The sequence below is a fragment of the Alteriqipengyuania flavescens genome (genome assembly GCF_030406725.1).
GTDB classification, from domain to species: Bacteria; Pseudomonadota; Alphaproteobacteria; order Sphingomonadales; family Sphingomonadaceae; genus Alteriqipengyuania_B; species Alteriqipengyuania_B flavescens.
In genome coordinates, this window is record NZ_CP129107.1 from 655,539 (window position 1) to 681,364 (window position 25,826).

The 25,826-nt window shown below is 64.8% G+C and carries 29 protein-coding genes; 8 read left to right on the forward strand and 21 right to left on the reverse strand.

What is annotated here, in order from left to right; all coding sequences use genetic code 11:
- From QQW98_RS03490 to QQW98_RS03520, 7 genes are all read right to left on the reverse strand, one after another.
- Complete coding sequence (locus QQW98_RS03490) at nucleotides 1-624, reverse strand: MarC family protein (RefSeq protein WP_290136163.1); 624 nt, start codon at nucleotides 622-624, stop codon at nucleotides 1-3.
- A complete protein-coding gene (locus tag QQW98_RS03495) occupies nucleotides 621-1,397 on the reverse strand; it encodes a Cif family virulence factor (RefSeq protein WP_290136164.1) in 777 nt (258 codons plus the stop codon). The genes QQW98_RS03490 and QQW98_RS03495 overlap by 4 nt, the downstream gene beginning before the upstream one ends.
- Nucleotides 1,394-2,287: a bifunctional methylenetetrahydrofolate dehydrogenase/methenyltetrahydrofolate cyclohydrolase FolD gene (gene folD, locus QQW98_RS03500; protein ID WP_290136165.1), complete on the reverse strand. Its 894-nt coding sequence runs from the start codon at nucleotides 2,285-2,287 to the stop codon at nucleotides 1,394-1,396. The genes QQW98_RS03495 and folD overlap by 4 nt, the downstream gene beginning before the upstream one ends.
- A complete protein-coding gene (locus QQW98_RS03505; protein ID WP_290136166.1) occupies nucleotides 2,284-2,583 on the reverse strand; it encodes a YggT family protein in 300 nt (99 codons plus the stop codon). The genes folD and QQW98_RS03505 overlap by 4 nt, the downstream gene beginning before the upstream one ends.
- A 68-nt stretch (nucleotides 2,584-2,651) precedes the next feature.
- On the reverse strand, nucleotides 2,652-3,170 hold the full coding sequence (locus tag QQW98_RS03510; protein WP_290136167.1) for a hypothetical protein: 519 nt from the start codon (nucleotides 3,168-3,170) through the stop codon (nucleotides 2,652-2,654).
- The gene (argB, locus tag QQW98_RS03515; protein WP_290136168.1) at nucleotides 3,167-4,057 is read right to left on the reverse strand and encodes an acetylglutamate kinase; all 891 of its coding nucleotides are present in this window, start codon (nucleotides 4,055-4,057) and stop codon (nucleotides 3,167-3,169) included. Before argB ends, QQW98_RS03510 begins: the two co-directional genes overlap by 4 nt.
- A gap of 1 nt (nucleotide 4,058) precedes the next feature.
- Nucleotides 4,059-4,715 carry a queuosine precursor transporter gene (locus QQW98_RS03520; protein ID WP_290136169.1) on the reverse strand — a complete coding sequence of 219 codons (657 nt, stop codon included), beginning with the start codon at nucleotides 4,713-4,715 and terminating at the stop codon, nucleotides 4,059-4,061.
- 74 nt (nucleotides 4,716-4,789) lie between these two features.
- On the opposite strand from QQW98_RS03520, the gene QQW98_RS03525 reads away from it, so the two are divergent.
- Nucleotides 4,790-5,380 carry a thermonuclease family protein gene (locus QQW98_RS03525; RefSeq protein ID WP_290136170.1) on the forward strand — a complete coding sequence of 197 codons (591 nt, stop codon included), beginning with the start codon at nucleotides 4,790-4,792 and terminating at the stop codon, nucleotides 5,378-5,380.
- Between the two features lie 171 nt (nucleotides 5,381-5,551).
- On the opposite strand, the gene QQW98_RS03530 is transcribed toward QQW98_RS03525, so the two are convergent.
- The 4 genes from QQW98_RS03530 to QQW98_RS03545 all read right to left on the reverse strand — a co-directional run bounded on the left by QQW98_RS03530 (nucleotide 5,552) and on the right by QQW98_RS03545 (nucleotide 9,485).
- Nucleotides 5,552-5,686 (reverse strand): hypothetical protein, encoded by a 135-nt coding sequence (locus tag QQW98_RS03530; RefSeq protein ID WP_290136171.1) that lies wholly within the window; start codon nucleotides 5,684-5,686, stop codon nucleotides 5,552-5,554.
- A 62-nt stretch (nucleotides 5,687-5,748) separates the two neighbouring features.
- Nucleotides 5,749-6,648 carry a M28 family metallopeptidase gene (locus QQW98_RS03535; protein WP_290136172.1) on the reverse strand — a complete coding sequence of 300 codons (900 nt, stop codon included), beginning with the start codon at nucleotides 6,646-6,648 and terminating at the stop codon, nucleotides 5,749-5,751.
- A 72-nt stretch (nucleotides 6,649-6,720) separates the two neighbouring features.
- Nucleotides 6,721-8,415, reverse strand: a complete 1,695-nt coding sequence (locus QQW98_RS03540) for an ATP-dependent nuclease (protein ID WP_290136173.1) — start codon at nucleotides 8,413-8,415, stop codon at nucleotides 6,721-6,723.
- Nucleotides 8,416-8,420: 5 nt separating this feature from the next.
- Nucleotides 8,421-9,485: a ribonucleotide-diphosphate reductase subunit beta gene (locus QQW98_RS03545; protein ID WP_290136174.1), complete on the reverse strand. Its 1,065-nt coding sequence runs from the start codon at nucleotides 9,483-9,485 to the stop codon at nucleotides 8,421-8,423.
- A 184-nt stretch (nucleotides 9,486-9,669) separates the two neighbouring features.
- On the opposite strand from QQW98_RS03545, the gene QQW98_RS03550 reads away from it, so the two are divergent.
- On the forward strand, nucleotides 9,670-9,900 hold the full coding sequence (locus QQW98_RS03550) for a hypothetical protein (RefSeq protein WP_290136175.1): 231 nt from the start codon (nucleotides 9,670-9,672) through the stop codon (nucleotides 9,898-9,900).
- Nucleotides 9,901-9,985: 85 nt separating this feature from the next.
- On the opposite strand, the gene QQW98_RS03555 is transcribed toward QQW98_RS03550, so the two are convergent.
- On the reverse strand, nucleotides 9,986-10,285 hold the full coding sequence (locus QQW98_RS03555) for a hypothetical protein (RefSeq protein WP_290136176.1): 300 nt from the start codon (nucleotides 10,283-10,285) through the stop codon (nucleotides 9,986-9,988).
- 167 nt (nucleotides 10,286-10,452) lie between these two features.
- Here QQW98_RS03555 and QQW98_RS03560 point away from each other — a divergent pair, with 167 nt between their 5' ends.
- Nucleotides 10,453-10,734 carry a DUF2171 domain-containing protein gene (locus tag QQW98_RS03560; protein WP_290136177.1) on the forward strand — a complete coding sequence of 94 codons (282 nt, stop codon included), beginning with the start codon at nucleotides 10,453-10,455 and terminating at the stop codon, nucleotides 10,732-10,734.
- Nucleotides 10,735-10,888: 154 nt separating this feature from the next.
- On the forward strand, nucleotides 10,889-11,350 hold the full coding sequence (locus QQW98_RS03565) for an EF-hand domain-containing protein (RefSeq protein ID WP_290136178.1): 462 nt from the start codon (nucleotides 10,889-10,891) through the stop codon (nucleotides 11,348-11,350).
- A gap of 30 nt (nucleotides 11,351-11,380) precedes the next feature.
- On the opposite strand, the gene QQW98_RS03570 is transcribed toward QQW98_RS03565, so the two are convergent.
- From QQW98_RS03570 to nadB, 8 genes are all read right to left on the reverse strand, one after another.
- Nucleotides 11,381-12,430, reverse strand: a complete 1,050-nt coding sequence (locus QQW98_RS03570; RefSeq protein WP_290136179.1) for a YadA-like family protein — start codon at nucleotides 12,428-12,430, stop codon at nucleotides 11,381-11,383.
- Between the two features lie 54 nt (nucleotides 12,431-12,484).
- Nucleotides 12,485-13,651, reverse strand: a complete 1,167-nt coding sequence (locus tag QQW98_RS03575; protein ID WP_290136180.1) for a hypothetical protein — start codon at nucleotides 13,649-13,651, stop codon at nucleotides 12,485-12,487.
- Nucleotides 13,652-13,935: 284 nt separating this feature from the next.
- Complete coding sequence (locus QQW98_RS03580; protein WP_290136181.1) at nucleotides 13,936-15,972, reverse strand: ribonucleoside-diphosphate reductase subunit alpha; 2,037 nt, start codon at nucleotides 15,970-15,972, stop codon at nucleotides 13,936-13,938.
- 538 nt (nucleotides 15,973-16,510) lie between these two features.
- Nucleotides 16,511-18,187, reverse strand: a complete 1,677-nt coding sequence (locus QQW98_RS03585; protein ID WP_290136182.1) for a hypothetical protein — start codon at nucleotides 18,185-18,187, stop codon at nucleotides 16,511-16,513.
- 99 nt (nucleotides 18,188-18,286) lie between these two features.
- Nucleotides 18,287-19,987 (reverse strand): serine hydrolase, encoded by a 1,701-nt coding sequence (locus QQW98_RS03590; protein WP_290136183.1) that lies wholly within the window; start codon nucleotides 19,985-19,987, stop codon nucleotides 18,287-18,289.
- A 106-nt stretch (nucleotides 19,988-20,093) separates the two neighbouring features.
- The gene (locus tag QQW98_RS03595; protein ID WP_290136184.1) at nucleotides 20,094-20,990 is read right to left on the reverse strand and encodes an alpha/beta fold hydrolase; all 897 of its coding nucleotides are present in this window, start codon (nucleotides 20,988-20,990) and stop codon (nucleotides 20,094-20,096) included.
- 145 nt (nucleotides 20,991-21,135) lie between these two features.
- Complete coding sequence (locus tag QQW98_RS03600; protein WP_290136185.1) at nucleotides 21,136-21,339, reverse strand: hypothetical protein; 204 nt, start codon at nucleotides 21,337-21,339, stop codon at nucleotides 21,136-21,138.
- 97 nt (nucleotides 21,340-21,436) lie between these two features.
- Nucleotides 21,437-23,056 carry an L-aspartate oxidase gene (gene nadB / locus QQW98_RS03605; RefSeq protein ID WP_290136186.1) on the reverse strand — a complete coding sequence of 540 codons (1,620 nt, stop codon included), beginning with the start codon at nucleotides 23,054-23,056 and terminating at the stop codon, nucleotides 21,437-21,439.
- Between the two features lie 124 nt (nucleotides 23,057-23,180).
- Between nadB and QQW98_RS03610 the strand changes: the two genes are divergently transcribed.
- Both QQW98_RS03610 and QQW98_RS03615 read left to right on the forward strand, forming a co-directional pair.
- Nucleotides 23,181-23,750: a L,D-transpeptidase family protein gene (locus tag QQW98_RS03610; protein ID WP_290136187.1), complete on the forward strand. Its 570-nt coding sequence runs from the start codon at nucleotides 23,181-23,183 to the stop codon at nucleotides 23,748-23,750.
- Between the two features lie 122 nt (nucleotides 23,751-23,872).
- Nucleotides 23,873-24,058 (forward strand): hypothetical protein, encoded by a 186-nt coding sequence (locus QQW98_RS03615; protein ID WP_290136189.1) that lies wholly within the window; start codon nucleotides 23,873-23,875, stop codon nucleotides 24,056-24,058.
- Here QQW98_RS03615 and QQW98_RS03620 read toward each other — a convergent pair.
- Nucleotides 24,055-24,993: an ABC transporter ATP-binding protein gene (locus QQW98_RS03620; protein ID WP_290136190.1), complete on the reverse strand. Its 939-nt coding sequence runs from the start codon at nucleotides 24,991-24,993 to the stop codon at nucleotides 24,055-24,057. The two genes, QQW98_RS03615 and QQW98_RS03620, sit on opposite strands and share 4 nt — an antisense overlap.
- 77 nt (nucleotides 24,994-25,070) lie before the next feature.
- On the opposite strand from QQW98_RS03620, the gene QQW98_RS03625 reads away from it, so the two are divergent.
- Nucleotides 25,071-25,301 (forward strand): zinc-finger domain-containing protein, encoded by a 231-nt coding sequence (locus tag QQW98_RS03625; protein ID WP_290136191.1) that lies wholly within the window; start codon nucleotides 25,071-25,073, stop codon nucleotides 25,299-25,301.
- A 75-nt stretch (nucleotides 25,302-25,376) separates the two neighbouring features.
- Nucleotides 25,377-25,826, forward strand: a complete 450-nt coding sequence (locus QQW98_RS03630) for a CHRD domain-containing protein (protein ID WP_290136192.1) — start codon at nucleotides 25,377-25,379, stop codon at nucleotides 25,824-25,826.

A 25,826-nucleotide genomic window follows, 5' to 3' on the forward strand; every position in this document is an offset into this window, starting at 1 on the left:
TCAGATCCCGAAGCTGCCCTTCAGCCCGTCGATGACATATTGCGCGGCGAGCGCGGCCAGCAGGACGCCGAGCAGCCGTGTGATGACCGCTTCGACCCGGTCGCCCAGCAGGCGGATCAGCGGGCCGGCGGCGATCAGCGCCAGCATCGTCAGCAGAAGCACGGCGCCGAGCGCGCCGAGCACGACCAGCGTTTCTTCCGTGCCTTCCGCGTTGTTCATCAGCAGCATGATCGCCGCGATGGCACCCGGCCCCGCCAGCATCGGCATGGCCATGGGGAAGACCGACACATCCTCTACTTCCGGTGTGGCGGCGATTTTCTCCGCCCGTTCCTCGCGTCGCTGGGTGCGCTTCTCGAACACCATCTCGAACGCGATCCAGAACAGCATCAGCCCGCCTGCGATGCGGAAACTGTCGAGCTGGATGTGCAGCGCGGCCAGCAATTGCTCCCCGAACAGCGCGAAGATCAGCAGGATGATCGCGGCGATGAAGCAGGCGCGGATGGCCATCGAGCGCGCCTGTGCGGCAGAGGCTGCCTTGGTCAGCCCGGCGTAGATCGGCGCGCAGCCGGGCGGGTCGATCACCACGAACAGGGTGATGAAGGCGGAAACGAACAGCTCGGTCATTTGACGAAATTGCCTTCCGGCGTGACGCGGAACACGAGGGCTACTTCCCACTCGCCGCTCTTGACGAAATCGACCGTCAGCCGCCGCGCGCCGTCCGGCTGCTGCTCCCAACGCCAGACCAGGCTCCTGTCGCGCGACAGGTTCTGGCCATGCTCGCTGCCATCCAGAGTGACATAATTGCGCGGTGCCGGAAGCGCTTCCGCGCCGCCACAATCCGCAACCCGCGCGGCGATATCATCGAAAGCTTCGACCGTGATGGCGCCTTCTTCCAGCGGTTCCTCGTCGCGCCGGGCTTCCATGCGTGCGGTCAGTTCGGGATCGACCGCGCCCATGTCATACGCCCACTTGTAATCGCCATCGAACTGGCGCTGCCACACGGTAACATACTGGCCCCAGTTGCCGTCGGGCTCGCGGAAGCGGCCGTAGGTGACGGCGGTGTCGCCCGTGCAGCTGACCCAGACGGCAGACGGCGCCCACTGCACGGCTTCGGCCGGTTCTTCCTGCTGGGCGAGCCACGGCAGCGCGGCAATCGCGCCGCCGCGCCCGTGGATCAGTGCGCCGTCGGCGGCAAAGGCGCGGAATGCGGCCCACTGCCCTGTCTCCCGCGCCGCGCGGGCGAAGCGGATATCGGCCGCGACGACCTCGACCGGCTGGGCGATCACGTCGACTTTCGAAAGGACCTGCTCGGCCCGGCTTTGCGAGACGGCAGGCGGCGGCGCGGAAGCACAGGCAGCCAGCGCGCCGAGTGTCGGAAAGGCAAGCAAGGCCCTCACAGCGCGCTTTCGTCCAGCTCCAGCCCCTCGCGACGGAAGGCGGAGACCAGCGTGTTGCGCAGCAGAACGGCGATGGTCATCGGACCCACGCCGCCCGGCACCGGGGTGATCGCCCCGGCCCGCTCGCTGGCGCCGCCGAAATCGACGTCCCCGACCAGCCGCGTCTTGCCCTCCTCGCTTGCCGCAACGCGGTTGATGCCCACGTCGATCACCGTCGCGCCGTCCTTCAGCCATTCGCCCTTCACCATTTCGGGGCGACCGACCGCGGCCACCACGATATCGGCGCGGCCGACCACGGCGGGCAGGTCTTTCGTGCGGCTGTGCGCGATGGTGACGGTGCAGTTCTCACCCAGCAGCAGCTGCGCCATCGGCTTGCCGACGATGTTGCTGCGGCCGATGACCACCGCGTCCATTCCCGACAGGTCGCCCAGCCGGTCGCGCAGCAGCATGATGCAGCCATAGGGCGTGCAGGGCACGAAGCCGGTGCCGCCCGTCGCCAGCCGCCCGGCGTTGATGACATGGAAACCATCGACGTCCTTTTCCGGCGCGATGGCGGCGATCACCGCCTGCTCATCGAGATGATCCGGGAGGGGCAGCTGGACGAGGATGCCGTCCACCGCATCGTCGGCATTGAGCCTCTCGACCAGGGCCAAAAGGTCGGCCTGCGACGTGTCTGCGGCGAGACGGTGCTCGAAGCTTTCCATGCCTGCGCCCACGGTCGCCCTGTGCTTGCCCCTCACATAGACCTGGCTTGCGGGATCTTCGCCCACCAGCACCACCGCGAGGCCCGCCTTCCGCCCGGCCTGCTCCTCGAACTGCGCGGCAAGCGTGCCGATCCGCCCGCGCAGGCGCTCGGCAAAACCCTTCCCGTCGATGATCACGGCGGTCATATGGATGCGTTCACCATGCCGCCCAGAACGATCATGATGACATTCAGGAGGACGATGACGACGAGCGGCGAAAAGTCGATCATGCCCGTGTCCGGCATGATCCGGCGGATGGGCCGCAGGATCGGTTCGAGCAGGCGGTTGATGCTGGTGTAGAAGTTCGAGAAGAACTGGTTCGACGGGTTAAGCACGTTGAACGAGAACAACAGCCCGATGATGAATTGCGCGATGATCAGCACCAGGAACACCGTCGTCAGCAGGTCCATGATATTGTAAAGCGCGATCAGTATTTGAGTCATTGCATTCCCTGCGCGTAACTGTGTTAGCGAGATAGGTCACGTACGCCTGCCTCGCAAGGGAGCGGGTCTCAGCCCCCTCGTCCGGAGCGCTCCAGCGGCTCGATAAAGGTCTGGCTCTCGATGCGCCAGCGCGTCGCCTGCCCTTCGTTCGTTTCCGGCTCCAGCACCCTGTTCATCACCAGCGAGCCGCGCCGGGGCGGCGTGTCGGCCTTCGCCGCGTCGGTCAGCGTGCCCGTGACGGTGCAGCTGGGCATGCCCTCGCCGGTAGAGACTTCCGGTTCCTCCCACGCGATCTGCGGCGTGGTATAGTCGGCCAGCAGCGCTTCCAGCCGGGCGCCGTCGATCACCGGATCGTCCCACAATAAGGCGGCGCGCTGATATTCACCGGAGGACAGCGCCTCGAAATAGAACTGCGCCGCGGTCGCGCATTTCTCGCTGCGCAGCGCGGCCTGGTCGGCGGGCGCGATGGGCACCGGCGGATTGGGACCGGACAGGCCCGGAGCCTCCTCGCCGGTCGCCGGTGTTTCGTCCGCGTCCCCGCAGGCGACGAGCGCCAGCGGCGCGAGCATCATGGCAAGCAGCCTCATGCCTCCCTCCTGATCAGCGTACCCGCGCCGCGCGCGGTGAAGAATTCGAGCAGCATCGCGTGCGGCACCCGCCCGTCGAGCACAACCGCAGCATCGCATCCTGCCTCCACGGCGGACACGCAGGTTTCCAGCTTCGGGATCATGCCGCCGCTGACCGTGCCGTCCTCGCGCAATTCCGCGATCCGGGCAGGGGTCAGGTCGGTGACGAGCTCGCCGTTCTTGTCGAGCACGCCCGCCACGTCGGTCAGCAGGAACAGCCGCGCCGCGCCGATGGCTGCAGCGATCGCGCCTGCCATCGTGTCGGCGTTGATGTTGTAAGTGTGCCCGTCCAGCCCGCGCGCGATCGGCGCGACAACCGGGATCATGCCCGCGGCACTGGCCGTGTCGAGCAGTGTGGTGTCGACTGATACGGGATCGCCGACGAAGCCGAGGTCGAGCGCCTTTTCGATCAGACTGTCGGGATCGCGCGTCGTGCGCTGAAGCTTCTCCGCCGTCACCAGCCCGCCGTCCTTGCCGCTGATGCCGATGGCCTTGCCGCCGGCGTTCGCGATCCAGCCGACCAGTTCCTTGTTGATTGCGCCCGACAGCACCATTTCGGCGACCTTGGCCGTCGCCTCGTCCGTCACGCGCAGCCCATCGACGAAGCTTGTCTCGACCCCAAGCTTGCCCAGCATCTCGCCGATCTGCGGGCCGCCGCCGTGGACCACGACCGGGTTGATGCCGACAGCTTTCAACAGGACGATATCCTCGGCGAAGTCGCGGGCGGCATCGGCGTCGCCCATCGCATGGCCGCCGTATTTCACCACGAAAGTGCGCCCGGCATAGCGCTGCAGGTAAGGCAGCGCCTCGATCAGCACCTGTGCCTTGGCGATGCTTTCCCGGCTCACCTCAGGCGCCCTTGCGGTCCAGCTTGCGGCCGAGCATCACCGCGCCCTGGATCAGGAACGGCACGACGACCAGGCTGAGCGCGACCTTGGCACTTGCCTGGCCGATCATCAGGTCCATGATGGGCCGCGTGCCGGCAAAGGCGATGGTGATGAAGATGACGGTGTCGATCGCCTGGCTCAGCGCGCTGGCGATGGCCGCGCGGACCATCAGCGCGCCGCCCTTGCTCTCGCCCTCCTGGTTGCCGCGCAGGCGGTTGAACAGGTAGACGTTGAGGAACATCGACACGCCATAGGCGATCGGCCCGGCGATCCAGATGCGCAGTGTGCCCGACAGAACGGTCTCGAACGCCTCTGGCGCGTAGCTGTTCTCGTCCACCGGCAGCCACAGGACCAGCTGGGTGAGCGCGAAGGCCACGCCGAGCGGCACGAAGCCCCACAGCACCAGCCGGTTGGCGACCGCGCGGCCATGCAGTTCCGCCGTGGCGCTGGACATGACGACCAGCAACAGGAAGGCAAAGATGCCCGATTCCACCGCCAGCGGGCCGAGCGCGACCTGCTTGAAGCCGAGCACGCCGGCAAGCACCACCATGCCGCCATAGACGAGCGCGGTGAGGAAGAGCGAAGGCGCGATAGCGCGCGGCTGGGTATCCGGGTCCATCGCGCCAGCCTTAGCGGCGGGGGCGCGCGGGGGGAAGTGGCCGCGCGGCGCGGGTGGTGATAGTCCCCCGAACCATGGCCCGCCGCCCTTCCCGCACCCCGCCCCGTCGCAATCCCGGACCGCCCCGCTTCGATGCCAGGTGGAACCGCCGCCGCGCGCGGCAGCGCCGGCTTGGCGACTGGTGGCGCAGCGGGCGCTGGCTGCTGCTGGTCGCGGCCATCGTGCTGGCGTGGCGGATGCTGGAAAACACGCTCGGCCCGCCGCGCAGCTGGACGCAGAGCGACGTGCGCGTCGGCGTGTGCGGCGAAGGGCGCAGCGCCGTGTGCGCGCTCGACGGCGATACGCTCGCCATCGGCTTCGGGCCGCAAGGCCGCCGCATCCGTCTCACCGGCTTCGACGCGCCCGAACGCGGCGGCGCCTGCCCGGCCGAGAGCGCGAAGGCCGAAGAGGCGACGCGCGCCCTCGTCCGCTGGCTCAACGCCGGGCCGTTCGAGTGGGATGGCGGCGCCGATCCCCCGCGCGACCGCTACGGGAGAGAGCTGCGCAGCGTCCGCCGTACCGGCGCCGATGGCCGCGTGCGCCTGCTCGCCGATCACATGGTAGAAGCCGGGCTTGCCGAAGGCTCCGGCTGGGCTGCATCCGCCATCGACTGGTGTAGGACCTGAGTAGGAACCGCCCGGGCCGCCTCCTATCCGATGGAACACATGGAACACGGTCCTGGCGCAAAACCGCCGGCGCGGCCGCACGCCGCCTTCATGCGGTGAAGGCTGGCAAATGGGGCCGGTGATGCGGGGCATGGCGCAGGTGTGCCACGCCCCGCCGCGAGTAGGAAAGCGCTAGCGATTGATCTTCGAGGCGTCGAAATCGCCGGTGACCGGTTCGCCGCCGGCGATCGGCTTGCCGCTGCGGAAATAGAGGAAAGCGCGCCAGCCGAGGGACAGGGCCACGAAGACGCCGAACAATGTAAGCACGTGACCCCCGTGATTTTATCGCGGAAGGCCATAGGGCCGGAGTGTTGAAAAGCCGGTAAACGCTACCGCGAAACCAGCCGTTCGAACACGCCCAGCATCAGGTCGCGCGATCCTTCGTAATAGGGGCGCTGGATTTCGGTATCGCCCGGCTTGTGGTAATCCGGGTTCTCGCTGCCGTCCTCGAATTCCTGGCTGATGCTGGCCACGGTGAAGCCTTCGCGCCGGTACGCCTCGTGGTCGGTGTTGGGATAGGTCGTCACCAGCAGCGAGATCGGCAGGCCTTCCGCCACCTCCAGGTAGAGCGCGGTCAGGTCTTCGGAATTGGAATCGAATTCGATCACCCCGTCGCCGTCGCTGTCCCAGCCGACCATGTCGATATTGTTCATGGATTCGAGAGGGATGCCCGATTCCTTCCAGCGCGCGGCGTTCACCCGCGCGCCGACCAGGCCGACCTCTTCCTGGTCCAGCATGACGAAATGCACGGTCGCGGTGCGGCGGGGCATGGCGGCAAGCCTGCGCGCGACCTCCAGCACGATTTCCACCCCGCTGCCGTTGTCGTCCACGCCGGGGCTGCCCGGCACGGTGTCGTAATGCGCCGCGATGACGATGTGGCGCTGGCCAGAAGAAGTGGGGTTATCCGCATTAATGTCGGTCGCGGGCAGCACGCCGACGACGTTGGAGCCGGTGTATTCCGTCGCCACGCCGCGGCGGGTGAAACTGGTAGTATATGGTTGGTATTCGACCGTCAGGCCGATCCGGATCATGTCCGCCGCGAGGAGAGTGCGCGCCACGTCCCGCTGCTCGGGCGAGGCCCGCTCGGTCATCAGCGTAAAGCAAGGCTCCACGCACCGCGTGATCGGCGCGTCGTCCTCTGGCGGAGCAGGCGTGCTGACCGGCGCGGGCGTGCAGGCAGCGGTGGCTGCGAAAAAAGGCACGATACGAACTAGGGAGGATTTATTCATCACCGTAGCCTTAAAGGTTTGACCGAAACTAACCAGAGAAACAAATAGTTTCATGGCGTTATAAACATATCCCTAGTTATTTGCTAATCTTATTCGAGAAACAATTTCATCCAACGGCTCCCGAACCTCTGTTCTAAGTGCGCTGGGCATTTCTATTAGCTTTTGGGCAATCTTCATTTTATCAAAACCGGCTTCCACAAGCGAACCGTCGTCCCTACGAAAATTCAACGGCTTCGAGTATCTGTTGCGCCCGCCGCTTAAGCTTGCTGCTTGGGGATGGACAGCAAGCACAGCAGCCTCGCGCGCTTCGAAAGTGTAGTAGTTTTCAATTTCTCGCCCGTCTGTTACCCAGAAAAAGCCATCAACCGCCTCCAACTCTTGTTTAATTCTCAGTTTTGTGGGCCGAATCTGCGAACTCGCTGACCCCAAGTCACTATCACAAATTAAAGCGAGATTTCTGCAGAGCGGCAAAAGGGAAATGAACTCATCAAACATTCCGTCGCTCGCACTCAGCCGACTGAGCAGCTTCCCGCCATAGAACATTATTGAATAGTCGATACCTTCCCGCAGAGAGGAATCGACCCCCTCGATCCAATTTTTCAAGTAAACTCGGTCCGATGGTCCTTCGACCCAAATGACATAATTTGATTGCAACAGGTCGCTAGCTTTGAAGCCTAGATCATGACAGGCTGTAAATTTCTCCTGTCTGGTTACCAGAGGCTTGATCCGAGCGGCGGAGTCGTGGCTCACACCGAAGACAGCAGCTTCTTTAGTTTCAATTATTGAAGACGAATGAGTTGTAATAAAGTACTGGGCTGTCGTTTCATTGACGATAAATTCCATTAACCTTCTTTGGAGATGTGGGTGTAGATGGGTTTCCGGCTCTTCGAGCAGGATTGTCTCATCATCACGTAAGATCAGTTCCGACGCGAGCATAAAAACTTCATGCACGCCAGAACCCAAAGCTTCGATTGGAAGGAATGCCCCGCCGGATCGCACATTTATAGTTTGCTTATCATTGGGAATCTCAATCTCAACATCGTCATCTGACAATATTCTGCCAACAAATTTTCTGAGCTTCTCAAATTTTTGCTTTAGCTGTTGTTGGTCATAAGGTGGATGGGCGAGATCGGCCAGACGATCAATAAGATGTTCACCCCCAATGTCGTGAGGCAACTCGGCATGAAATTCCTCTAACCTCGTTGGAAGCTGCCTAAAGGAAGGGATGAAGTAAGGGCGTACCGAAAATCGCGCCGCTTCCAATAGCTTGTTCAGTATACCCGGATACCACTGATTGATCGAACCTCCGCTCATACCCGTGAGGCGGTTCCAAAGAACGTGAACGTCGCGACTGTCTTGAGGATTTAGTGTCGGCACTTCGCCGGCATAAAGGCCGCCGCGCGAAATCGACTGCGTAGTAATCGGTAATCGAAAGATTTTATTAAGATGATCGAAGCCAATTCGACCTAATACATCTATATTGGCGGAGTCATACGACGCCAATACAGGCCCCTCAGGAAGGCCAAACTCCCAATCAAAGGTGGACAGTCGATCACCAGACCTAGGTAAGTCCACCCCAGACAAAACAATGGCTTGAGTGCGGCCAGGCTCGATCGTTGGCGAGATTACTTTCTCAATATAACGCAATACGTTTGATTTGCCCGAATTGTTTCGGCCAATTAAAATGTTTACTCTTTTAAGAGGACCGACCCACTGTCCGGCGGCGTCGAAGTTCCGAAATGCCTTTACTTCGAAGCCACGCAACATTCATTTCACTCCGCCGCCACACTTTCGCTCGAACCACTCTCCCCGAACATGTCCGGGCCGTCGTCCACCGCGTCTTCCTCGTTCGCGGCCTTGGCGCTGCGGCGCTTGTCGAAGCTGGACCACACGTCGTTCCAGTTGCCCTTCGTCGCGCCCTTCGAATATTCGGTCGCGCGGGTTTCGAAGAAGTTGGCGTGCTCCACCCCGTTCAGCAGCGGGGTGAGCCACGGCAGCGGGTGGTCTTCCACCATGTAGATCGGCTGCAGGCCCAGCTGGCCCAGGCGCCAGTCCGCGATGTAGCGGATGTAGCGCTTGATTTCCTTCGCCGTCATCCCCGGCACCGGACCCGCGTCGAACGCCAGGTCGATGAAAGCATCTTCCAGCCGCACCGTCTTCTGGCACATGTCCATGATGTCTTCCTTCACGGACTTGGTCAGGCAGCCGCGTTCCTCGCAAAAGGCGTGGAACAGCTTGGTGATGCCTTCGCAGTGCAGGCTCTCGTCCCGCACGGACCAGCTGACGATCTGGCCCATGCCCTTCATCTTGTTGAAGCGCGGGAAGTTCATCAGCATGGCGAAGCTGGCGAACAGCTGCAGCCCTTCGGTAAAGCCGCCGAACATGGCCAGCGTGCGGGCGATATCCTCGTCATTGTCGACGCCGAATTCCTGCAGGTAGTCGTGCTTGTCCTTCATCTCCTCGTATTCGAGGAACATGCCGTATTCGCTTTCCGGCATGCCGATCGTGTCGAGCAGGTGGGAATAGGCGGCGATGTGGACCGTTTCCATGTTGCTGAACGCGGCCAGCATCATCTTGACCTCGGTCGGCTTGAACACGCGGCCGTATTTCTCGTGGTAGCAATCCTGCACCTCGACATCGGCCTGGGTGAAGAAGCGGAAGATCTGGGTGAGCAGGTTGCGCTCGTGATCGGACAGCTTTTGCGCCCAGTCGCGGCAATCCTCGCCCAGCGGCACTTCTTCCGGCATCCAGTGGATCTGCTGCTGGCGTTTCCAGAAGTCGTAGGCCCACGGATATTCGAAGGGCTTGTAGGTCTTTCTGGCTTCGAGCAACGACATCTTGTGGTCTCCTGGATCTGGCGCGAACGACTCATATAGGGAATCATGGCTGCGAAACGAAGGCAAGCAGATATGATTCGGCGGGGATAAGCGCGGGATATCTTGGCGCGATGGCCGGGTGCGCGGAACCTGCGGCCTTGCTCGCCCGTTTTCCCCGCAGCCCCATTGCAGAAGGAACAGCACCATGGCGCACCACGATACGGACAAGGAAACGGCGGCCGAGCCGAAGGTCGACAAGTCGCAGCAGAAGTTCGGCTATGGCGACCGCAACGACGGCATCGAGCGCGCCGACAAGAAAGGCGCCGACAAGCAGGCGGGCGAGAACTCGGACGATCCCGACCACGACCCGCTGCTGGTGGACGAGCCGCAGAAGGTCGCCCGCGCCGATGCGCAAAGGCCGCTGCAGCAGTCCTGACCGCAATATGCCCCCAAACGCGAAAGGCCCCGCATCACTGCGGGGCCTTTTCGTTTGTGCCGGCGACTGGGACTAGCGATTGGGCCTAACGCTGGGGCTTGTTCACCCGCCGGCTGATCTCCAGCAGCAGCAGGATCGGCGTCGCCCACAGCCACAGGAACAGCCCGCTTTCGTGCCAGCCGCGCGTGGTCGGCAGTTCGAAGCTGCATTCGTACATCTCGAACAGGCCCACACCCGGACAGCGCGCGGGATAGACCGCGGTGTTGAGCAGGAAGACTCCCAGCCCCAACCAGCTCAGGGCGCACAGGATCAGCAGGACAAAGCGCAGCGGCCCCCATTCGCGATAGGAGCGCCGCAAGCTAAGCGAGAGGTTCATCTGGCTCATGGTCAGCCTGCGTAGTTTGCGAGGGTTTCCATTCGGTTACCGGGACGTGGGCGGACAGGGTTAACCGCCCTGCCGCCCCCGAACGGTCTTTCCCGTGCGGCGAGCCGAGGAACGGCGCACGCGCACGTCCGTTCTATAGGTAACTCACTCATACGAAAGGAAAAAACATGCTCGAACGGATGCGCATCAAGGAACATATGGAAGTCGTCGATTTCGATGGGAACCACGTCGGCACGGTCGATGAAGTCGAAGACGATCGGCTCAAGCTGACCAAGTCCGACAGCTCCGACGACAAGCACCACTACCTGCAGCTCGACAGCGTCGCGAAGATCGCGGAGAACCGGATCTACCTCGAAAAGGGAACGAAGCTTCCCGCCGGCATGGGCAACAAGGTCCAGATGGCGACGAGCTGGCCGACAAGCCGCACCGGCGGTCGCACTTCGTGCTAACCGTCACGACACGGATGAAAGGCCCCGCCTATCCAGCGATGGTGCGGGGTCTTTCGTGTGTCCGGCGTATCTCTCCAGCCAATGACGGCGGTTTGTCAGACGCGCGCCCCCGGCCTACGGTGACTTACCGTACCGATTTTTCAAGGACCCACCGATGACCCTCGCGATCCTGCTTCCTCTCCTTCTGGTCGCCGCGCCCCAATCGGCCGACGAGCCGTTGGCGCGGGCCGACTACCTGCGGCTGATGGATCAGGAGTTCGCCGCCTACGATTCGGACCGCGATGGTGTGGTCACTTCGGCGGAGGTTGCCGCGAAGTTGCAGCAGGCCCTGCAGATGCAGGCGCTGCAAGCGAACCGCCAACTCTTCGCGCAGCTGGATACCAATCAGGACGGCATGCTTTCGCCGCAGGAATTCGCCGCGCTTGCCGCGACCGGCCAGCGGGCCGATCCCTCGCAATTCATGGGCCGCGTCGACCTCGATGGAGACGCCAGCGTAACCCAGGTGGAACATCGCCGCGTCATGCTGGGCGCTTTCGATGCGATCGACACAAATCTCGACGGTATCGTGACGGCCGCCGAACTCGCGGCTTCACAGCAAGGCGGGGTGGCACGCTAGGCACCGCCCCGCCCGCTTCACCTTGCGCCGTCAGAACTCGCCGCCGATGCCGATGGTGGCGCCGGTGTTGTCGCCGCCGGAGTGGCTGACGCTGGCGGAGATCACCAGCGGCACGTCCACGTTCAGCCTGTGCGCCAGGCCCAGGCTGAAGGCATTTTCGTCCCGGAAGGTCGCGCCCTTGGCAAGGTAGCTCGTCCGCCCCGGTGCACTCGGTATGGAGGGGTCGGCCTGTGCCATCGCGGCCGCGACACCGGCCCGCATATCGCTGTCGAGCTCGTCGATCCTGAGCCCCAGCACGTCGACTCGCCCTTCCAGCGCCGCGAACTGCATGTCGCTGACCGCGGCGATGGACTGGACCTGCGCCCGCACGGTGGCGACCGAGGCGGCGGTCGCGGCGTTGGAGACGCCGAGCGTGCCGTTGCCGTCGATGGTGACGAACTGCTCCTCGCCCACCTGCGCCGCGTCGGAGGCTGCAATGTCGCCGATGGCGACCGAGCTGCCCGCACCGCCCAGCATCACCTGATCGTCAGCGGTGGTGGTAGCGGCAAAGCCGACGGCCGTGGCGCGGCCGTTGGCAGCATTGGACAGGCGCCCCACTGCCGTCGCCCCGCCGCCGGTCGCCGAGGATTCGCGCCCGATGGCAGTCGCGTTGCCGCCGGCCGTCGCCTGGTAACCGACCGCCGTTGCCGAATTGCCCGACGTGCTGGTGAACGCACCCACCGAAGTGGAGCCGATCCCGCCGACCGTGGCCGAGCGACCGACCGCCGTGCCGAAGCGCGCACCCGCATCGGCAACCGAACCGATCGCCGTCGCATTCTCGCCCGTAGCCTGGGCCCGCAGGCCGATCGCCGTGGCGGATACCTGGTTCGCCAGTGTCTCGCGGCCGATGGCCACGCTGTTTCCGGCCAAGGCCTGCGTGTCCGCGCCAAGGGCCACGGCAGCCAATCCGATAGCCTGGGCGCCAATTGCATCGAGATCGTCGCCATCCCCGCCAAGAGCAAGCGCGGCAAGCCCATTCGCCACGCTGGCATTACCGCCTGCAAAGGCGCTTTCGCCGGTGGCGCTGGACTCACGCCCCATCGCCAATGCTCAAAAACGTCGGCCGCTGCATAAGACCCGAGCGCGGTTGCCCCCTCACCCGCAGTGTCGCTGCCGCGCCCAATAGCAATCCGCGCCCGAGCCGTCGCTCGTCGATAAATAGCCTATCGCGATTGCTGTCGACGAATCCGCAAGGACGGCTGCCGTTTGCCCGATGGCGATTCCGTAACTCGACTGCGATTGCGCCTGGTAGCCGAGCGCAAGCGAATGGAAACCTGTCGCCCGAGAAGTGACGCCGAGCGCCATGCTCGTGTCGCCGGAAGCCAGCGAGTCGAGACCCAACGCGATAGCGCCGGCGCCACTGGCCGACGCGCCGGAATCGCTCGCGTTTGACCCGTCTGCACCGATCGCAATCGAGTTTTCCCCGCCGGAAAAACTGCGAGCGCCGACAGCGATTGAATTGGCGCCGGTCGCGTTGGCGTTGGCTCCGACTGCGGTGGCGGTGTCTGCACCCGCGATCGCCTCGTTGCCGAGCGCCGTCGCTTCGGAGAAATTGGCGGTCGCCTGTTCGCGGACGGCCGTCGCCTGGAAGCCCTGCGCTTTCGCTGCTTCGCCGAGCGCCGTGGATTCGCCGCCGCTCGCGTCGGATTGCGCGCCGAGCGCCGTAGCACCTCCCACCCCGGTTGCCTGCGCGTTTTCACCGACCGCCGTGGCGGATGCCTGCGAAGCATCGCTGTCGCGGCCGATCGCGATGCTGCCGGTCGATGCGGCCCGGGCGTCTTCGCCGATGGCGATCGATCCCGCGCCCTGCGCGCGCGCTGCGATCGTGTCGAGATCCCCACTGTCGTCGCCGCCGATGGCGACAGCCCCCTGGCCAGTGGCGCTCGCCCGGTTGCCGAGCGCGACCGATCCGGCCTGCGTCGCTTCCGCGGCATAGCCGAAGGCGGAGCTCGCCCCGGTCCCGCGTGCACTGGCGAACGATCCGACGGCCGTCGATTGCCCGCCAGTAGCTTCGGAGCTCGCGCCCACGCCGACCGAATTGAGCCCCGAAACGAGGGCATCGTCACCGCAGGCCACGTTGCTTATCTCGAATTCCGAGTCCGCCCCCAGGTCGGTATCGACATTGCTGTCGGCGTTGCCGTCGTTGTTGGTGTCGAGCAGGCAATCGTCGGCCCGCGCCTCCTGCGTCGGCAGCAAGGTGAGGCCCGCAGTGGTCGCGGCCCCCGCGAACAACGCGGCGCGAAGCATCGAAGTCTTGGTCATTGGTGTTCCCCCAGAATTGACATCCGGGCGGGCGACTTTGCGACTCGGCGAACGGACTGATGCGGGCGAGCGTAGCGCCAAGTTCGGCGGCGCGGTTGTCTTTATGCGACAATCTGCGCGGCGAAGACGCAGGATTTCGCGTTTATTTCCTAGGAATTGGAAATTTCGGTCACTTCCGCGCCCGAGGCGGACCGCGGCGCTTCAAGGACAGCGCACAGCAAGACACCCGCAGCGCGCGGCTGCGGGTGTCCTGTTTTTGCATTGGTTGGCGAACCCAACGCCGCCTACTGGCAGGCGAGGCACTCGTCGTAGTCGGTGCTTTCGCCTGCGCTCAATTCATACTTCGCGGCATCGGCGGTGTTGTCCGCCTCAACCCCGCCGGCGAAACCGGCGCGCTGCACGGATTTCGACCGCAGGTAATAGAGCGACTTGATGCCCTTCTCCCACGCCTGGAAGTGCAGCATCGCGAGGTCCCACTTGTCGACGTCGGCCGGGATGAACAAGTTCAGTGACTGGGCCTGGTCGATATAGGGCGCGCGGTCGGCTGCGAATTCGAGCAGCCAGCGCTGGTCGATTTCGAAGCTCGTCTTGAACATCGCCTTTTCTTCCGGGCTGAGGAAGTCGAGGTGCTGCACGCTGCCGCCCTTTTCGAGGATGGAGTTCCACACATTGGTGGAATCCTTGCTCTTTTCGCGCAGTATCTCTTCCAGGTACGGGTTCTTCACGATGAAGCTGCCCGACAGGGTCTTGTGCGTGTAGATATTCGCCGGGATCGGTTCGATACAGGCGCTGGTCCCGCCGCAGATGATGCTGATCGACGCAGTCGGCGCGATCGCCATCTTGCAGCTGAAGCGTTCCATCACGCCCATTTCCGCCGCATCGGGGCAGGGCCCGCGTTCCTGCGCCAGCATCATGCTGGCTTCGGACGCCCTGGACTGGATGTGCTTGAACATCTTCAGGTTCCAGGTCTTGGCCATCGCGCTTTCCATCGCGATGCCCTTCGACTGGAGGAAGGAGTGGAAGCCCATCACGCCGAGACCGACGGACCGCTCGCGCTCGGCGGAATATTTCGCACGCGCCATCTCGTCCGGCGCGCGGTCGATATAGTCCTGCAGCACGTTGTCGAGGAAACGCATCACGTCCTCGATGAACATCGTGTCCTTGCTCCACTCGTCCCAGTTTTCCAGATTGAGGGAGGACAGGCAGCACACCGCCGTACGGTCGTTTCCGAGGTGGTCGACACCGGTCGGCAGCGTGATCTCGCTGCACAGGTTGGAGGTCGAGACCTTGAGACCGAGATCGCGGTGGTGCTTCGGCATCATGCGGTTCACCGTGTCGGAGAACACTATGTAGGGCTCGCCCGTGGCAAGGCGGGTTTCGACCAGCTTCTGGAACAGACTGCGCGCATCCACCTTCCCGCGTTCGGAGCCGTCCTTGGGGCTGCGCAGGGTGAACATCTCGCCCGCACGCACCGCTTCCATGAACTCGTCGGTCAGGAGGACGCCGTGATGCAGGTTGAGCGCCTTGCGGTTGAAGTCGCCGCTCGGCTTGCGGATTTCGAGGAACTCCTCGATTTCCGGATGGCTGACGTCGAGATAGCAGGCCGCCGATCCGCGCCGCAGCGAACCCTGGCTGATCGCCAGCGTCAGGCTGTCCATCACCCGCACGAAGGGAATGATGCCGCTGGTCTTGCCGTTGAGGCCGACCGGCTCGCCGATGCCGCGGACATTGCCCCAGTAGGTGCCAATGCCGCCGCCCTTGGATGCGAGCCACACGTTCTCGTTCCAGGTGCCGACGATACCGTCGAGGCTGTCGCTGACCGAGTTCAGGTAACAGGAAATCGGCAGGCCGCGTCCCGTGCCGCCGTTCGACAGCACAGGGGTCGCCGGCATGAACCACAGGCGGCTGATGTAATCGTACAGGCGCTGGGCATGCTCCTGGTCGTCCGCATAGGCATCGGCCACGCGGGCGAAAAGGTCCTGGAAGCTTTCGTCCGGCAGCAAGTAACGGTCGGTCAGCGTTTCCTTGCCGAATTCGGTGAGCAGCGCATCGCGGCTGTCATCGGTCTGGATAGTGAAGCGGCGCTCGCACACGGTGTGCGAATCGCGCGGGGCGAGCGCAGTCTTCAGCGCCTCGCCCATGGCTGCGGCGGCGCCTTCGGCAACCTTGTCCGCCACCAGCGTGTCGGTGCCGTCGTCCTGCTTGTCCATCTTTACTGCCTTCTTGGCCCCGTTCTTCGGGGTATCGGTTGCGGGCGCATCCAGCGTCGCTTCGTTCGTCACATCATCCATCGAAACGTCGTCACCTGCCTTGAAATCCATCTGTCTGCCCGCCTTCATTCCGAACGACCCGCGAGGGCCGGATGTTCCAGTTTCGTTCGAGTCGGGAACGGGCCGGGAATGATGTAGCGTGTGTGGGGACCGGGCGCGCGGGTTACACCGCTTCTTTTCGCCCGATTTTTACCCCCGGCCTGTCCACAGACAGGCCCACAAGCTCTTCCACAGCGCCCGTGACCAACCCCGCCCTGACGAATCTTTTCCCGCCGCGCGCCTGCCCCGCTTTGGGGCAACGCTTTCGGGCTTTTCGCCTAGGTTTTGGGGCTCCCCGGCCTTCGAACCACTAGATAGTGAATCAACACCGACTCACCGTCAATGCCGGATTAACCGTGATTCCGCGTGCCGGCGGGGTGTATTAGTCATAGCATACGCCGCGACGCGTGGAGGAAGCTGGACTGGCGCAGCGCGCAAGCCCCAAAACGCATCTGTGAAGAAAAACATGGTGATTGAATCATTCGAATCCGCGCGTGAATCAATCGTCCACGCGCGGGTACGAAAATTGCGCAGCGAAGCCTTCAACACCTTACCGGATGACGGCGAACCGTGTCGTCATGCGGCGGGCGTCGGCCCCGGCAACCAGATTGCCCCGCGCCTGCTGCATGCCGCCTGCATCCCGTATCCGGACGCCGGCAGGCAGCGGCACGGTGGCACGCCCGGCGCCGCCCAGCACGACGTCGATATCCGCCGCCCGCGTAACCTGGTCCGTCAGGCCGAGCGCCAGCGCGTCGCCCCGCGCGTCTCCGCGATCGATTCGCCCGCGAAGGACGAATTCTCCAACGGTGGGCTGCTTCGATGCGGCGAACAGTTTCCCGTCGGTGCCGCTCATTTCGGCATCGATCTGCAGCGTGTCGATAGCCGCGCCATAATTCAGGAACAGGATCGAGGAACCGGGCGATCTGCTGGCGGCCAACTGCCCCGACAGGGCGATCCGGTGGCTGCCGCCGCCCTCGTGGCTCAAGACGAAGCGCGGCAGGCCGGGTCCGATGCAAGCGACCGAGAGATCCACATCGTGGCCACGCCCGGCCAGTCGAATGGCGGAACCTGACGAGTAATAGGTGCGTCCACCGCGCGCGCGATTGGTGCTCCAGTCCTCCAGCGTGATGTCCCCGCGAACCGTGACGTTCTGCGCGTTTCCCTGGAAATCGAGCGCTGCGCCGCTTCCTCCGGACAAGCGGACGTTGCGCAGGGTCAGGGCGTCGACCGGCGCCAGAATGCCCGAACAATCCTTTCGCGCACCGGCACTCGTGGCAACGGCGGCCACGTGACGCGGGGTGAAGCGCACAGTCGTATCGGCAATCGTGGCGCGGCCGCATCCCTTGAGCGCGAGGGCCGCTTCCGCCCCTCCGGCATCTTCGAAAACGCAGCGTTCGACCAGCAGGCTATCGCCTCCGCCTCGCAGACCCTCGCTGTCGTTCATCGAAACCGAACGATCGCGTGGCCGCAGGCCGGTGAAGCGGCAATCCGAAATCACATTGGTCCCGGAGCGCACGAACACGAAATGGGCATCGGGGTCCCTGCCGCGCCCCGGATTGACATATTCCGACCAGCGGCTCCGGGTCAGGCGCACTCCGCCGTTCCGGCCGCTGTTCAAGCGCAGGCTCTCCGCACCGCCGTTTTCGAAGACCGCTCCATCGGCCACCAGCAGGCCGATCGGTGGCCCGTCACGCGACTGCAACAAGTCGAAAGGGAAGCGATTGCCCCCGCTTGCCCGGGCGGAGAAATAGGTTCGCGACAGGTCGAGCTGGCCGATGCGTGCAGGTCCGCCCTGGCGATCCAGCAGGATGGCGGCATAGCCGAAATCGACGAACCGCGCCCCGGCCAGATCCCAGTCGAACGTGCCCGCCGATGCGCCTGCGCCCATGTGGAACACTGTGCGACAGTTCGCGAAAACCGGTTCGCCTTCGATACGAACGGAATAGGCCGGGCCGGTAAAAAGCGTCGTGCCGGTTTGCGACACCCCCTCCAGCCGCGCCCCGGGACCCGCCATGATCCGCACGGTCGCCCCGGGCGGGACGCGCAGCGGCGCCGCCAGGCGATCGCGACCGTCGAGCCTGATGGGCTCTCCCCGATCGATAGAAGCCTGGAACCGCGCACCGCTCTCGCGGGCCGGCACGGCGGCCGGCGCAGCAGAAACAGAGCGCGGTAGCAGCGCGGAGGAGGCACCGGCTGCGCCGAGCCCGGCAAGGACCTGGCGGCGCAAGGGAGAAAATCGGTTCGGCATTGTCCGTTCAGGAATATTCATATTTAAATGAACGGCGCCTTAGCTTCGATGTTCCTCTGTTCCGCTTTCTCGCGCGGCCTATTCGCCGGCCTGCCGGACGAAGGGCAGTTCCTGCCCGCCCTGGCGGATGACGAGGCCGGTGACGGCGCCCGCCTCGAGCTCGAAGGTGACCGTCGCATCGACGCCCCGCACGGCGAATTCGGTCTCGCTTGAAGGCGTCAGCGGAAGGGCGTTCTGCGGGCCGAGCTTGCCGGTCAGCCGGCCGTCCTCGCCCATCGCGACCACGAGTACGCCGATGGACGATTCGTAATTGCCGACGTAGGATGCCAGCACCGCGGCGGGCACTTCGGCGACCTCCCGTTCCGGAACGTCGCCGGTCCGCGTGGCGATTTCCGCCGCCGTCTCTCCGTTCTGGTGCATCCGCATCACCGGCACGCCGTCGTCGGGCATGACCATTTCGAACCACGTGAGGCTGTCAGGGCCATAGTGGAAACGGTTTCCGCCCGCGGCGTAGACCTGCGTCTCGCTCGCCCCCTCGCGCTGCGTGTAGAGCTGCCCGTCGCGTTCGAAGAACAGCCGCGTGCCGCCCCCGTTCGCGATGGCGTAGTTGCCGAAATACGGGGCGAGCGCGGCGATGTCGGCATCGACGGTGGCGAAGCTTTCGTAAGGATCGCCGATCGCGATGGCGGCGAGCCGGCGCATCGTGGTGCCGGCGCCGACCGCGGGCGAATCGGAATTGGCGAGCACGGCGACGAACACGTCCTCGTCCGGCAGATAGATGCTGTCGGTCGAAAAGCCGAAGATGCCGCCATTGTGGCCGATGGCCGGGCGGCCGCGCAAGTCGCTGAGGCCGAGGCCATAGCCGTAGGGTATTTCTTCCCCGTCGGTCAGCACGGTCGGGGCGGTCATCGCAGCGTAAGTCCCGGCGCCCAGGACCTTGCCGCCGTGGAGCGCGCTCGCCCACTTGGCGAGATCGAGCACCGTCCCGCTCAGCGCGCCGGCCGCGCCGGGGATCGACGGGTGGATCGGCTTGGAGGCAGAAAAGCGATCCTCGCCATCGAAGGTGTAGCCCGTGGCGAAGGCGGTGGTGGCGGCTTCGTCGGTCCGGAAGCCCAGCGTGGAGAGCCCGAGCGGGGCGGCGATGCGGCGCTCCATTTCCTCGTACCACGGGCGGCCGGAGACCTGTTCGATGATTACGCCGACAAGGTAATAGGCGCTGTTGTTGTAGTTCCACGCGCTGCCCGGCGCGAACTCCATCGGCTCGGCGGAGAAGATCGCCACCAGCTCCTCGTTGGTCAGCGGCTGGGCCGTGTCGGTCTCGGCCATCCAGCCGGGCAGGTTGGTGTAGGACTTGATGCCCGACGTGTGGTTGAGCAGCTGGCGCACGGTAACCGCCGCGCCGTCGCCCGGATAATCGGGCAGGAATTTCGAGACCGGATCGTCCAGCGACAGCAGCCCGTCGTCCACCATCTGCAGCAGCGTGGCCGCAGCGAACTGCTTGGTGATGGACGCGTAGCGGAAGACCGACCCGTCGGTCAGCAGCGCGCCGGTTTCCCCGTTCGCGACGCCTCTTGCACCGGTGTAAATCACGTCCCCCCCGCGCGTGACGATCACTGCGACGCCCGGTTCGTCTGCGGCGTAGCTGTCCGTAACCAGCCGGTCGAATGCGGTCCGCTCGGTCGTGACGTCGACGGCGGGCGGCGCGTCCTGCGCGGCCACGGATAGCGGGGCCAGGCTGGCGCCGGCGAGCGCGGCGGCGAGCAAATGGCGGAATTTCATCGCTTTCTCCCTGAGCGTGTAATGCCCACCTAACACACCTCGCGCGCCGAACAGAGCCCGGCGGACGAGTAGCCTTCCTGCCTCGACAGGGGGCTTCGACTGCCGCTCAGGCGTCCTGCATCGCCCCGTGGGCATGGTCGGCAATGGCATCGGCCACTTCGTCGACCAGTTCCAGCGGCAGGTCGTGGCCCCAGCCCGGGATGGTCTTCAGCCGGGCGCCCGGGATGCTCGCCGCCGTGTCGCGCCCGCCTTCCACCGGCACCAGCGGATCGTCCTCGCCGTGCAGGACCAGCGTTGGCAGGCGCACGTCCTTCAGCATCGCGCGGCGATCGCCGTCGGCGACGATGGCGGACAAGTGCCGCGTCGGCCCTTCGGGATAGAAGCTGCGGCGCACATTCTCGCGCACCCGGTCGCGCAGCCGCTCCTCGTCGGCGGGGTAGGCAGGGCTGCCGATGGTGCGCGACAGGTGCACGCCGTGCGCGACCAGCACGTCCTCCTCGGTCGATTTGGGCCGCTTCACCAGCGCCTTTATCGCTTCCGGCTTGGCGGCCGGCAGTTTCGGGTTGCCGGTGGTCGAGAAGATCGAGGTGAGGCTTAGTGCACGATCCGCATGGCGTGCCGCAACGTGCTGCGCGATCATCCCGCCCATGCTCGCACCGACGATATGCGCGCGCTCTATCCCCAGTGCGGTCAGCAGGCCGATCCCGTCGTCGGCCATGTCCGCCAGCGTATAGGGCACGCGCGGCGTCATGCCGATCTTCGACATGATCACCATCTTGAGCATGCCGGGCGCCTTCACCCCGTCAAATTTCTGGCTGAGCCCGACATCGCGGTTGTCGTAGCGGATGACGCGGAAGCCCTTGGCCACCAGCGCCTCTACCAGCTCGATCGGCCACAGGGTCAGCTGCGCGCCGAAGCCCATGATCAGCAGGATCGGCGGGTCGCCCGGATCGCCGTGATCTTCGTAATGGATGGTGATTCCGTTGGCGGTGGCTTCGGGCATTCTCGCTCTCCTCGGCCACGGTGAATAGCAGAGCGCGCCCGCCCGGCAAGCGGCTGGCCCGGTGAGCCCTGGGCAGGCGCTAGGCCGACTGCACTAGACCCCCTGTCGGATTTTCGCCGGCCCGCCCGCGGCGTAGTTTCGCCTCTCAATTCAACCGGATCGGGAGAGGACCGCCATGACCGACAAGCTTGCGCTCGATTGCCCCAGCGCGCCGCACCAGCTCCCCGAAGCCAAGCTCTTCGGGGTCGTGCTGGAGGAAGAAGGCCAGCCGCGCGTCGCCTATCTCGACAAGCAGGCGCGCGAGCCCGACCGGCTCGATATCGAGGCGCTGGGCGTCGACCCCGGCCATGCGCTGCGCTTTTCCGCACCCTGCGCCAACAGCGGCTGCGGCCAGTGGCGCGACGGCGGGTGGTCCATCATGCCGCGGCCGCTTTTTTGCGCCCGACTTACGGCACCAGCACGGTGTCGCGCGCGACCTCGTCGGTTTCGGGATAGTCGAGCGTATAATGCAGGCCGCGGCTTTCGTGGCGCTTGAGAGCGCTTTGCACGATGAGATAGGCGGCCTGGTGCAGGTTGCGCAGTTCGATCAGGTCGGTCGTCACGCGGAACGAGCCGTAGTATTCCTCGATCTCCTGCCCCAGCAACCGGATGCGGTGCGCCGCGCGCTCCAGCCGCTTGGTGGTGCGTACGATACCGACATAGTTCCACATGAAGCGGCGGATCTCGGTCCAGTTCTGCTTGATTACCACCTCCTCGTCGGAATCGGCCACGCGGCTCGCGTCCCAGGCGCGGATTTCGGGGGGATCGTCGAGCGTGTCCCAGCGCGCGAGGATGTCGTCCGCCGCCGCCTCGCCAAAGACGAAACATTCGAGCAGGCTGTTGCTCGCCAGCCGGTTCGCGCCGTGGAGGCCGCTTTCGGTGCATTCGCCCGCGGCCCACAATCCCGGCAGGTCGGTCCGCGCGTCGAGGCCGATGAGGATGCCGCCGCAGGTGTAATGCTGCGCCGGCACGACCGGGATCGGCTCCTTCGTCATGTCGATGCCGAGGCCCATCAGCTTCTCGTGGATCGTGGGGAAATGCTCCTTCACGAATTCGGGCGGCTGGTGGCTGATATCGAGATGGACGTAATCGAGCCCGTAGCGCTTGATCTGGTCGTCGTTAGCGCGGGCCACGATGTCGCGCGGGGCCAGCTCCATGCGTTCCGGATCGTATTTCTCCATGTAGCGCTCGCCGGTGACGGGATTGAACAAGCGCCCGCCCTCGCCCCGCACCGCCTCGGTGATCAGGAAGTTCTTGACCTCCAGGTTGTAGAGGCAGGTCGGGTGGAACTGCATCATCTCCATGTTGGAGACGCGCGCGCCGGCCCGCCAGGCCATCGCGATCCCGTCGCCCGTTGCGCCACGCGGAGCGGTGCTGAATAGGTAACAGCGCCCCGCACCGCCCGCCGCCATCACCGTGGCGCGCGCCACATATGCCTCCACCTCGCCGGTTTCGGTGTTGAGCGCATAGGCGCCCCACACCCGTCCGCTGCCCGAATATTTGACCGCGTTGCGCCCGGTGATCAGGTCGATGCAGCTGCGGTTCGGCAGCAGGGTGATGTTGGGATTGGCCTCCGCCGCCTTCAGCAGGGCATCCTGCACGGCCCAGCCGGTCGCATCGTTGACGTGGACGATGCGGCGGTGGCTATGGCCGCCTTCCCGCGTCAGGTGGAGGTCGCCGTCGCCGCTTTCGTCAGGCAATTTCTCGCGGTTGAACGGCACGCCGAGCTCGCACAGGCGGTCGATCGCCTTGGGCGCGTTCTCGATGACGAATTCCACCGTGTCGCGATCGTTCAGCCCGGCGCCGGCCACCATCGTGTCGCGGATGTGGTTTTCGAACGTGTCGCCTTCGTCGAGCACGGCGGCGATCCCGCCTTGTGCCCAGGCGGTACTGCCGCCAGTCAGCGATCCCTTCGCGAGGACGAGCACCTTGCGCTGTTCGGCAAGCTCCAGCGCGGCGGTCAGCCCGGCCGCGCCGGATCCGATGACGAGGACGTCGTATTGGGCGATGGTCTGGGGGGTGGTCATGGCCGCGTCTTAGGCCGTGACGGGCGCGCACGACAAGCCGCTTCGCCACTTCGCAGATGCAGCAATTCCCGGAACCCGAAGGCCCGCCCGGCCGTTTCCCGATCAAACAAATCTAGAGGTTTCCATGTCCCGTCTTTCCTGCGCACTCGCGGCTGCGCTGACGCTCTCGCTCGTCCCCGCCGCACCCGCTTTCACCGCCGAGGCGATCCACCTCGGATCGGAGGATTTCGACGCGCGCCAGCAGGCTGCTGTACTGGCGCTTGCCGGTCTGGAGGACGTCGAGGACAAATACGGTGAACTCGCGCTCAAGCCCGGCCAGTTCCGCTGGAGCGACGATGGCGCCAAGGCGTCGCGCGTCGTCGTGAACCTCAACGAACAGCTGCTGTTCGTCTATTCCGGCAGCGACCTGGTCGCGGTCTCGACCATTTCCAGCGGCACCGCGAAGAACCCCACCCCGTCGGGCATTTTTCCGATCATGGAAAAGCGCCGGATGCACCGCTCCAACCGGTACAACGACGCGCCGATGCCGTTCATGCAGCGGCTCGACAATTACGGCATCGCGCTGCACGCTGGCGAGCTTCCCGGCTATCCGGCCTCGCACGGCTGCATCCGCCTGCCGCGCGAATTCGCCGCCAAGCTGTTCGCCGCGACCGAAGTCGGCACCGAAGTTCTGGTCGGTGCCTATATGGAATAAGCGCGCCCGCTAACGGCGCGGCGACGCCAAGCCACGGCCCGTCGCAGCGCGCTTTTCCCGCGCGAAACCGCCAATAACGGTAGACGCGACGGGGATCCCGGGGGCGGGAAGGGTCGTTTTACATGTTCATGGGGAGGATCGCCTGCGCGGTCGGCAAGCATGCCGCCGACCCACGCGGCGTGCGCCAGCTTTATTCCAACCAGGTCGGCCGTTGCCGCCATTGCCGAAAGCCGCTGGAAAACGACGGCGCCGGATGGCGGGTGCTGGCAATCCACGACGCGGGCCTCGATCGCCGCGCGGTGGACTAGCTCTCCTTCGTAAGCTCCACGAAAACGTCCTCTAGGTCGGCTTCGCGAGTCGTCACGTCCTCGATCGCGTAACCGTGGCCCTGCACCTTGGCGAGCACCTGGCCGGCGGTCATCTCGTCGCGGTTGTACGTGACTTCCAGCGTGCGCGGATCGATCACGTCGGCCTTGGTGAAGCCTTCTTCCATAACCGGTCCGGCCAGGTCCTTGTCCACGCTGACCCGGACGATCTTTTCGCGCGCCATGCCGATCATCTCGCGCGTCGGCTTGTTCGCGATCAATTCGCCGTGGTTGATGATGGCGATCCGGTCGCACAATTCCTCGGCTTCCTCGAGGTAGTGCGTGGTCAGGACCACGGTGACGCCGTCGCGGTTGAGCTCGGTCACCAGTTCCCACAGCTGGCGGCGCAGGTCCACGTCGACGCCGGCGGTGGGCTCGTCCAGCACCAGGATCGGCGGTGAATGCACCATCGCCTTGGCGATCAGCAGCCGGCGCTTCATCCCGCCCGACAGCTGGCGGGTATAGGCATCGCGCTTGTCGGCGAGGTGGACGGCGCGAAGCAGTTCTTCCGACCGGCGCAGCTTTTCCGGCACGCCGAACAGGCCGGCCTGCAGTTCCAGCGCCTCGAACGGGGTGAAGAAGGGGTCGAAAACGATTTCCTGCGGCACGATGCCGATGCTGGCCTTCGCGTTGCGCCGCTCGTCATCGATGTCGAAGCCCCAGATGCTGGCGCTGCCGGAGGTCTTGTTGACCAGCCCGGCGAGGATGTTGATCAGCGTGGACTTGCCCGCGCCGTTCGGGCCGAGCAGGCCGAAGATACCACCCTGCGGCACATCGAAGCTGACGCCTTTCAGGGCCAGCTTGTCCTCCTGTCCCTTGTCGCCCTTGTAACGCTTGACGATGTCGCGGATGGCGATGGCGGGGGTGTCGTGGCTCATGCGCCTGCCCATGCCCCGCGGGCAGCCGTGCTGTAAAGGCTTTGCAGGGCCAGCCGCGCTTGCTATCGGCGCGGCCCATGACAGACGCCGCGTCGATCCCCGCCCCTGAAACCAGCCTGGTCGAAACGCGCCGCGTGTGGTGCGACGGGGCGACCGATATCCGCAGCGGCGAGCTGTATCGCGCAGCCGCGCTGGGCCATCCGAAGACCTATTTCGAAATCGGCGCCGAAGGCTTCTTCGACTGCGGCTATTGCGACCGGCGTTTCGTCCTGAGGGGCGGCCCCGCGGATGACGGCAGCCACGGCTGACAAATGTTTGCTCCGGCGGGAGCCAATTTGCCCTCCCGCGCGTTAAGCCCGATTATCGGGTATGGAGGAAACGCTATGAAAATGAAGACTATTTCCCTGCTGGCCTTGTCCGCTGCAAGCCTTTGCGCATGCGCCACGCTGGAAGAAAGCGCGGCCGAACTCGTCGCGCAGACCTACGATGCCGAACTGACCGGCGGACAGATCGTGGGCGCGGGCGATCCGGATGGTTTCGCCACCTTCGAAGTCACCGTTTCGGACGAGCTCGGCCAGGTCTGCTACGACCTCAACGATGAACGCAACCTCGGCACCGTGACCGCCGTGATGCTGCACCGCGGGGCGGCCGGCACCAACGGCCCGATGATTGCCAATTTCGACCGCAACGAGCAGAACGGGTACCAGGATTGCCTCGATACGCCGGACTGGGTCCAGGGCTTCATCGAAGCGGACCCGACCGGCTTTTATGTCATGGTCCACACTGCGGATTACCCGAACGGCGCCGTTCGCGGCCAGGTCGACAGGGATTGA

What these genes read in the sequence shown, in the direction of transcription:
- QQW98_RS03620 (WP_290136190.1), bottom strand. Translation starts at nt 24,993, where the DNA reads ATGAGCCACGACACCCCCGCCATCGCCATCCGCGACATCGTCAAGCGT.
- QQW98_RS03555 (WP_290136176.1), bottom strand. Translation starts at nt 10,285, where the DNA reads ATGAGCCAGATGAACCTCTCGCTTAGCTTGCGGCGCTCCTATCGCGAA.
- QQW98_RS03490 (WP_290136163.1), bottom strand. Translation starts at nt 624, where the DNA reads ATGACCGAGCTGTTCGTTTCCGCCTTCATCACCCTGTTCGTGGTGATC.
- QQW98_RS03610 (WP_290136187.1), top strand. Translation starts at nt 23,181, where the DNA reads ATGTCCCGTCTTTCCTGCGCACTCGCGGCTGCGCTGACGCTCTCGCTC.
- QQW98_RS03510 (WP_290136167.1), bottom strand. Translation starts at nt 3,170, where the DNA reads ATGAGGCTGCTTGCCATGATGCTCGCGCCGCTGGCGCTCGTCGCCTGC.
- QQW98_RS03545 (WP_290136174.1), bottom strand. Translation starts at nt 9,485, where the DNA reads ATGTCGTTGCTCGAAGCCAGAAAGACCTACAAGCCCTTCGAATATCCG.
- QQW98_RS03565 (WP_290136178.1), top strand. Translation starts at nt 10,889, where the DNA reads ATGACCCTCGCGATCCTGCTTCCTCTCCTTCTGGTCGCCGCGCCCCAA.
- QQW98_RS03550 (WP_290136175.1), top strand. Translation starts at nt 9,670, where the DNA reads ATGGCGCACCACGATACGGACAAGGAAACGGCGGCCGAGCCGAAGGTC.
- folD (WP_290136165.1), bottom strand. Translation starts at nt 2,287, where the DNA reads ATGACCGCCGTGATCATCGACGGGAAGGGTTTTGCCGAGCGCCTGCGC.
- QQW98_RS03560 (WP_290136177.1), top strand. Translation starts at nt 10,453, where the DNA reads ATGCTCGAACGGATGCGCATCAAGGAACATATGGAAGTCGTCGATTTC.
- QQW98_RS03570 (WP_290136179.1), bottom strand. Translation starts at nt 12,430, where the DNA reads ATGGGGCGTGAGTCCAGCGCCACCGGCGAAAGCGCCTTTGCAGGCGGT.
- QQW98_RS03600 (WP_290136185.1), bottom strand. Translation starts at nt 21,339, where the DNA reads ATGGCCGGGGTCGACGCCCAGCGCCTCGATATCGAGCCGGTCGGGCTC.
- nadB (WP_290136186.1), bottom strand. Translation starts at nt 23,056, where the DNA reads ATGACCACCCCCCAGACCATCGCCCAATACGACGTCCTCGTCATCGGA.
- QQW98_RS03615 (WP_290136189.1), top strand. Translation starts at nt 23,873, where the DNA reads ATGTTCATGGGGAGGATCGCCTGCGCGGTCGGCAAGCATGCCGCCGAC.
- QQW98_RS03505 (WP_290136166.1), bottom strand. Translation starts at nt 2,583, where the DNA reads ATGACTCAAATACTGATCGCGCTTTACAATATCATGGACCTGCTGACG.
- QQW98_RS03590 (WP_290136183.1), bottom strand. Translation starts at nt 19,987, where the DNA reads ATGAAATTCCGCCATTTGCTCGCCGCCGCGCTCGCCGGCGCCAGCCTG.
- QQW98_RS03580 (WP_290136181.1), bottom strand. Translation starts at nt 15,972, where the DNA reads ATGGATTTCAAGGCAGGTGACGACGTTTCGATGGATGATGTGACGAAC.
- QQW98_RS03630 (WP_290136192.1), top strand. Translation starts at nt 25,377, where the DNA reads ATGAAAATGAAGACTATTTCCCTGCTGGCCTTGTCCGCTGCAAGCCTT.
- QQW98_RS03520 (WP_290136169.1), bottom strand. Translation starts at nt 4,715, where the DNA reads ATGGACCCGGATACCCAGCCGCGCGCTATCGCGCCTTCGCTCTTCCTC.
- QQW98_RS03575 (WP_290136180.1), bottom strand. Translation starts at nt 13,651, where the DNA reads ATGACCAAGACTTCGATGCTTCGCGCCGCGTTGTTCGCGGGGGCCGCG.
- QQW98_RS03535 (WP_290136172.1), bottom strand. Translation starts at nt 6,648, where the DNA reads ATGAATAAATCCTCCCTAGTTCGTATCGTGCCTTTTTTCGCAGCCACC.
- QQW98_RS03595 (WP_290136184.1), bottom strand. Translation starts at nt 20,990, where the DNA reads ATGCCCGAAGCCACCGCCAACGGAATCACCATCCATTACGAAGATCAC.
- QQW98_RS03540 (WP_290136173.1), bottom strand. Translation starts at nt 8,415, where the DNA reads ATGTTGCGTGGCTTCGAAGTAAAGGCATTTCGGAACTTCGACGCCGCC.
- QQW98_RS03525 (WP_290136170.1), top strand. Translation starts at nt 4,790, where the DNA reads ATGGCCCGCCGCCCTTCCCGCACCCCGCCCCGTCGCAATCCCGGACCG.
- QQW98_RS03625 (WP_290136191.1), top strand. Translation starts at nt 25,071, where the DNA reads ATGACAGACGCCGCGTCGATCCCCGCCCCTGAAACCAGCCTGGTCGAA.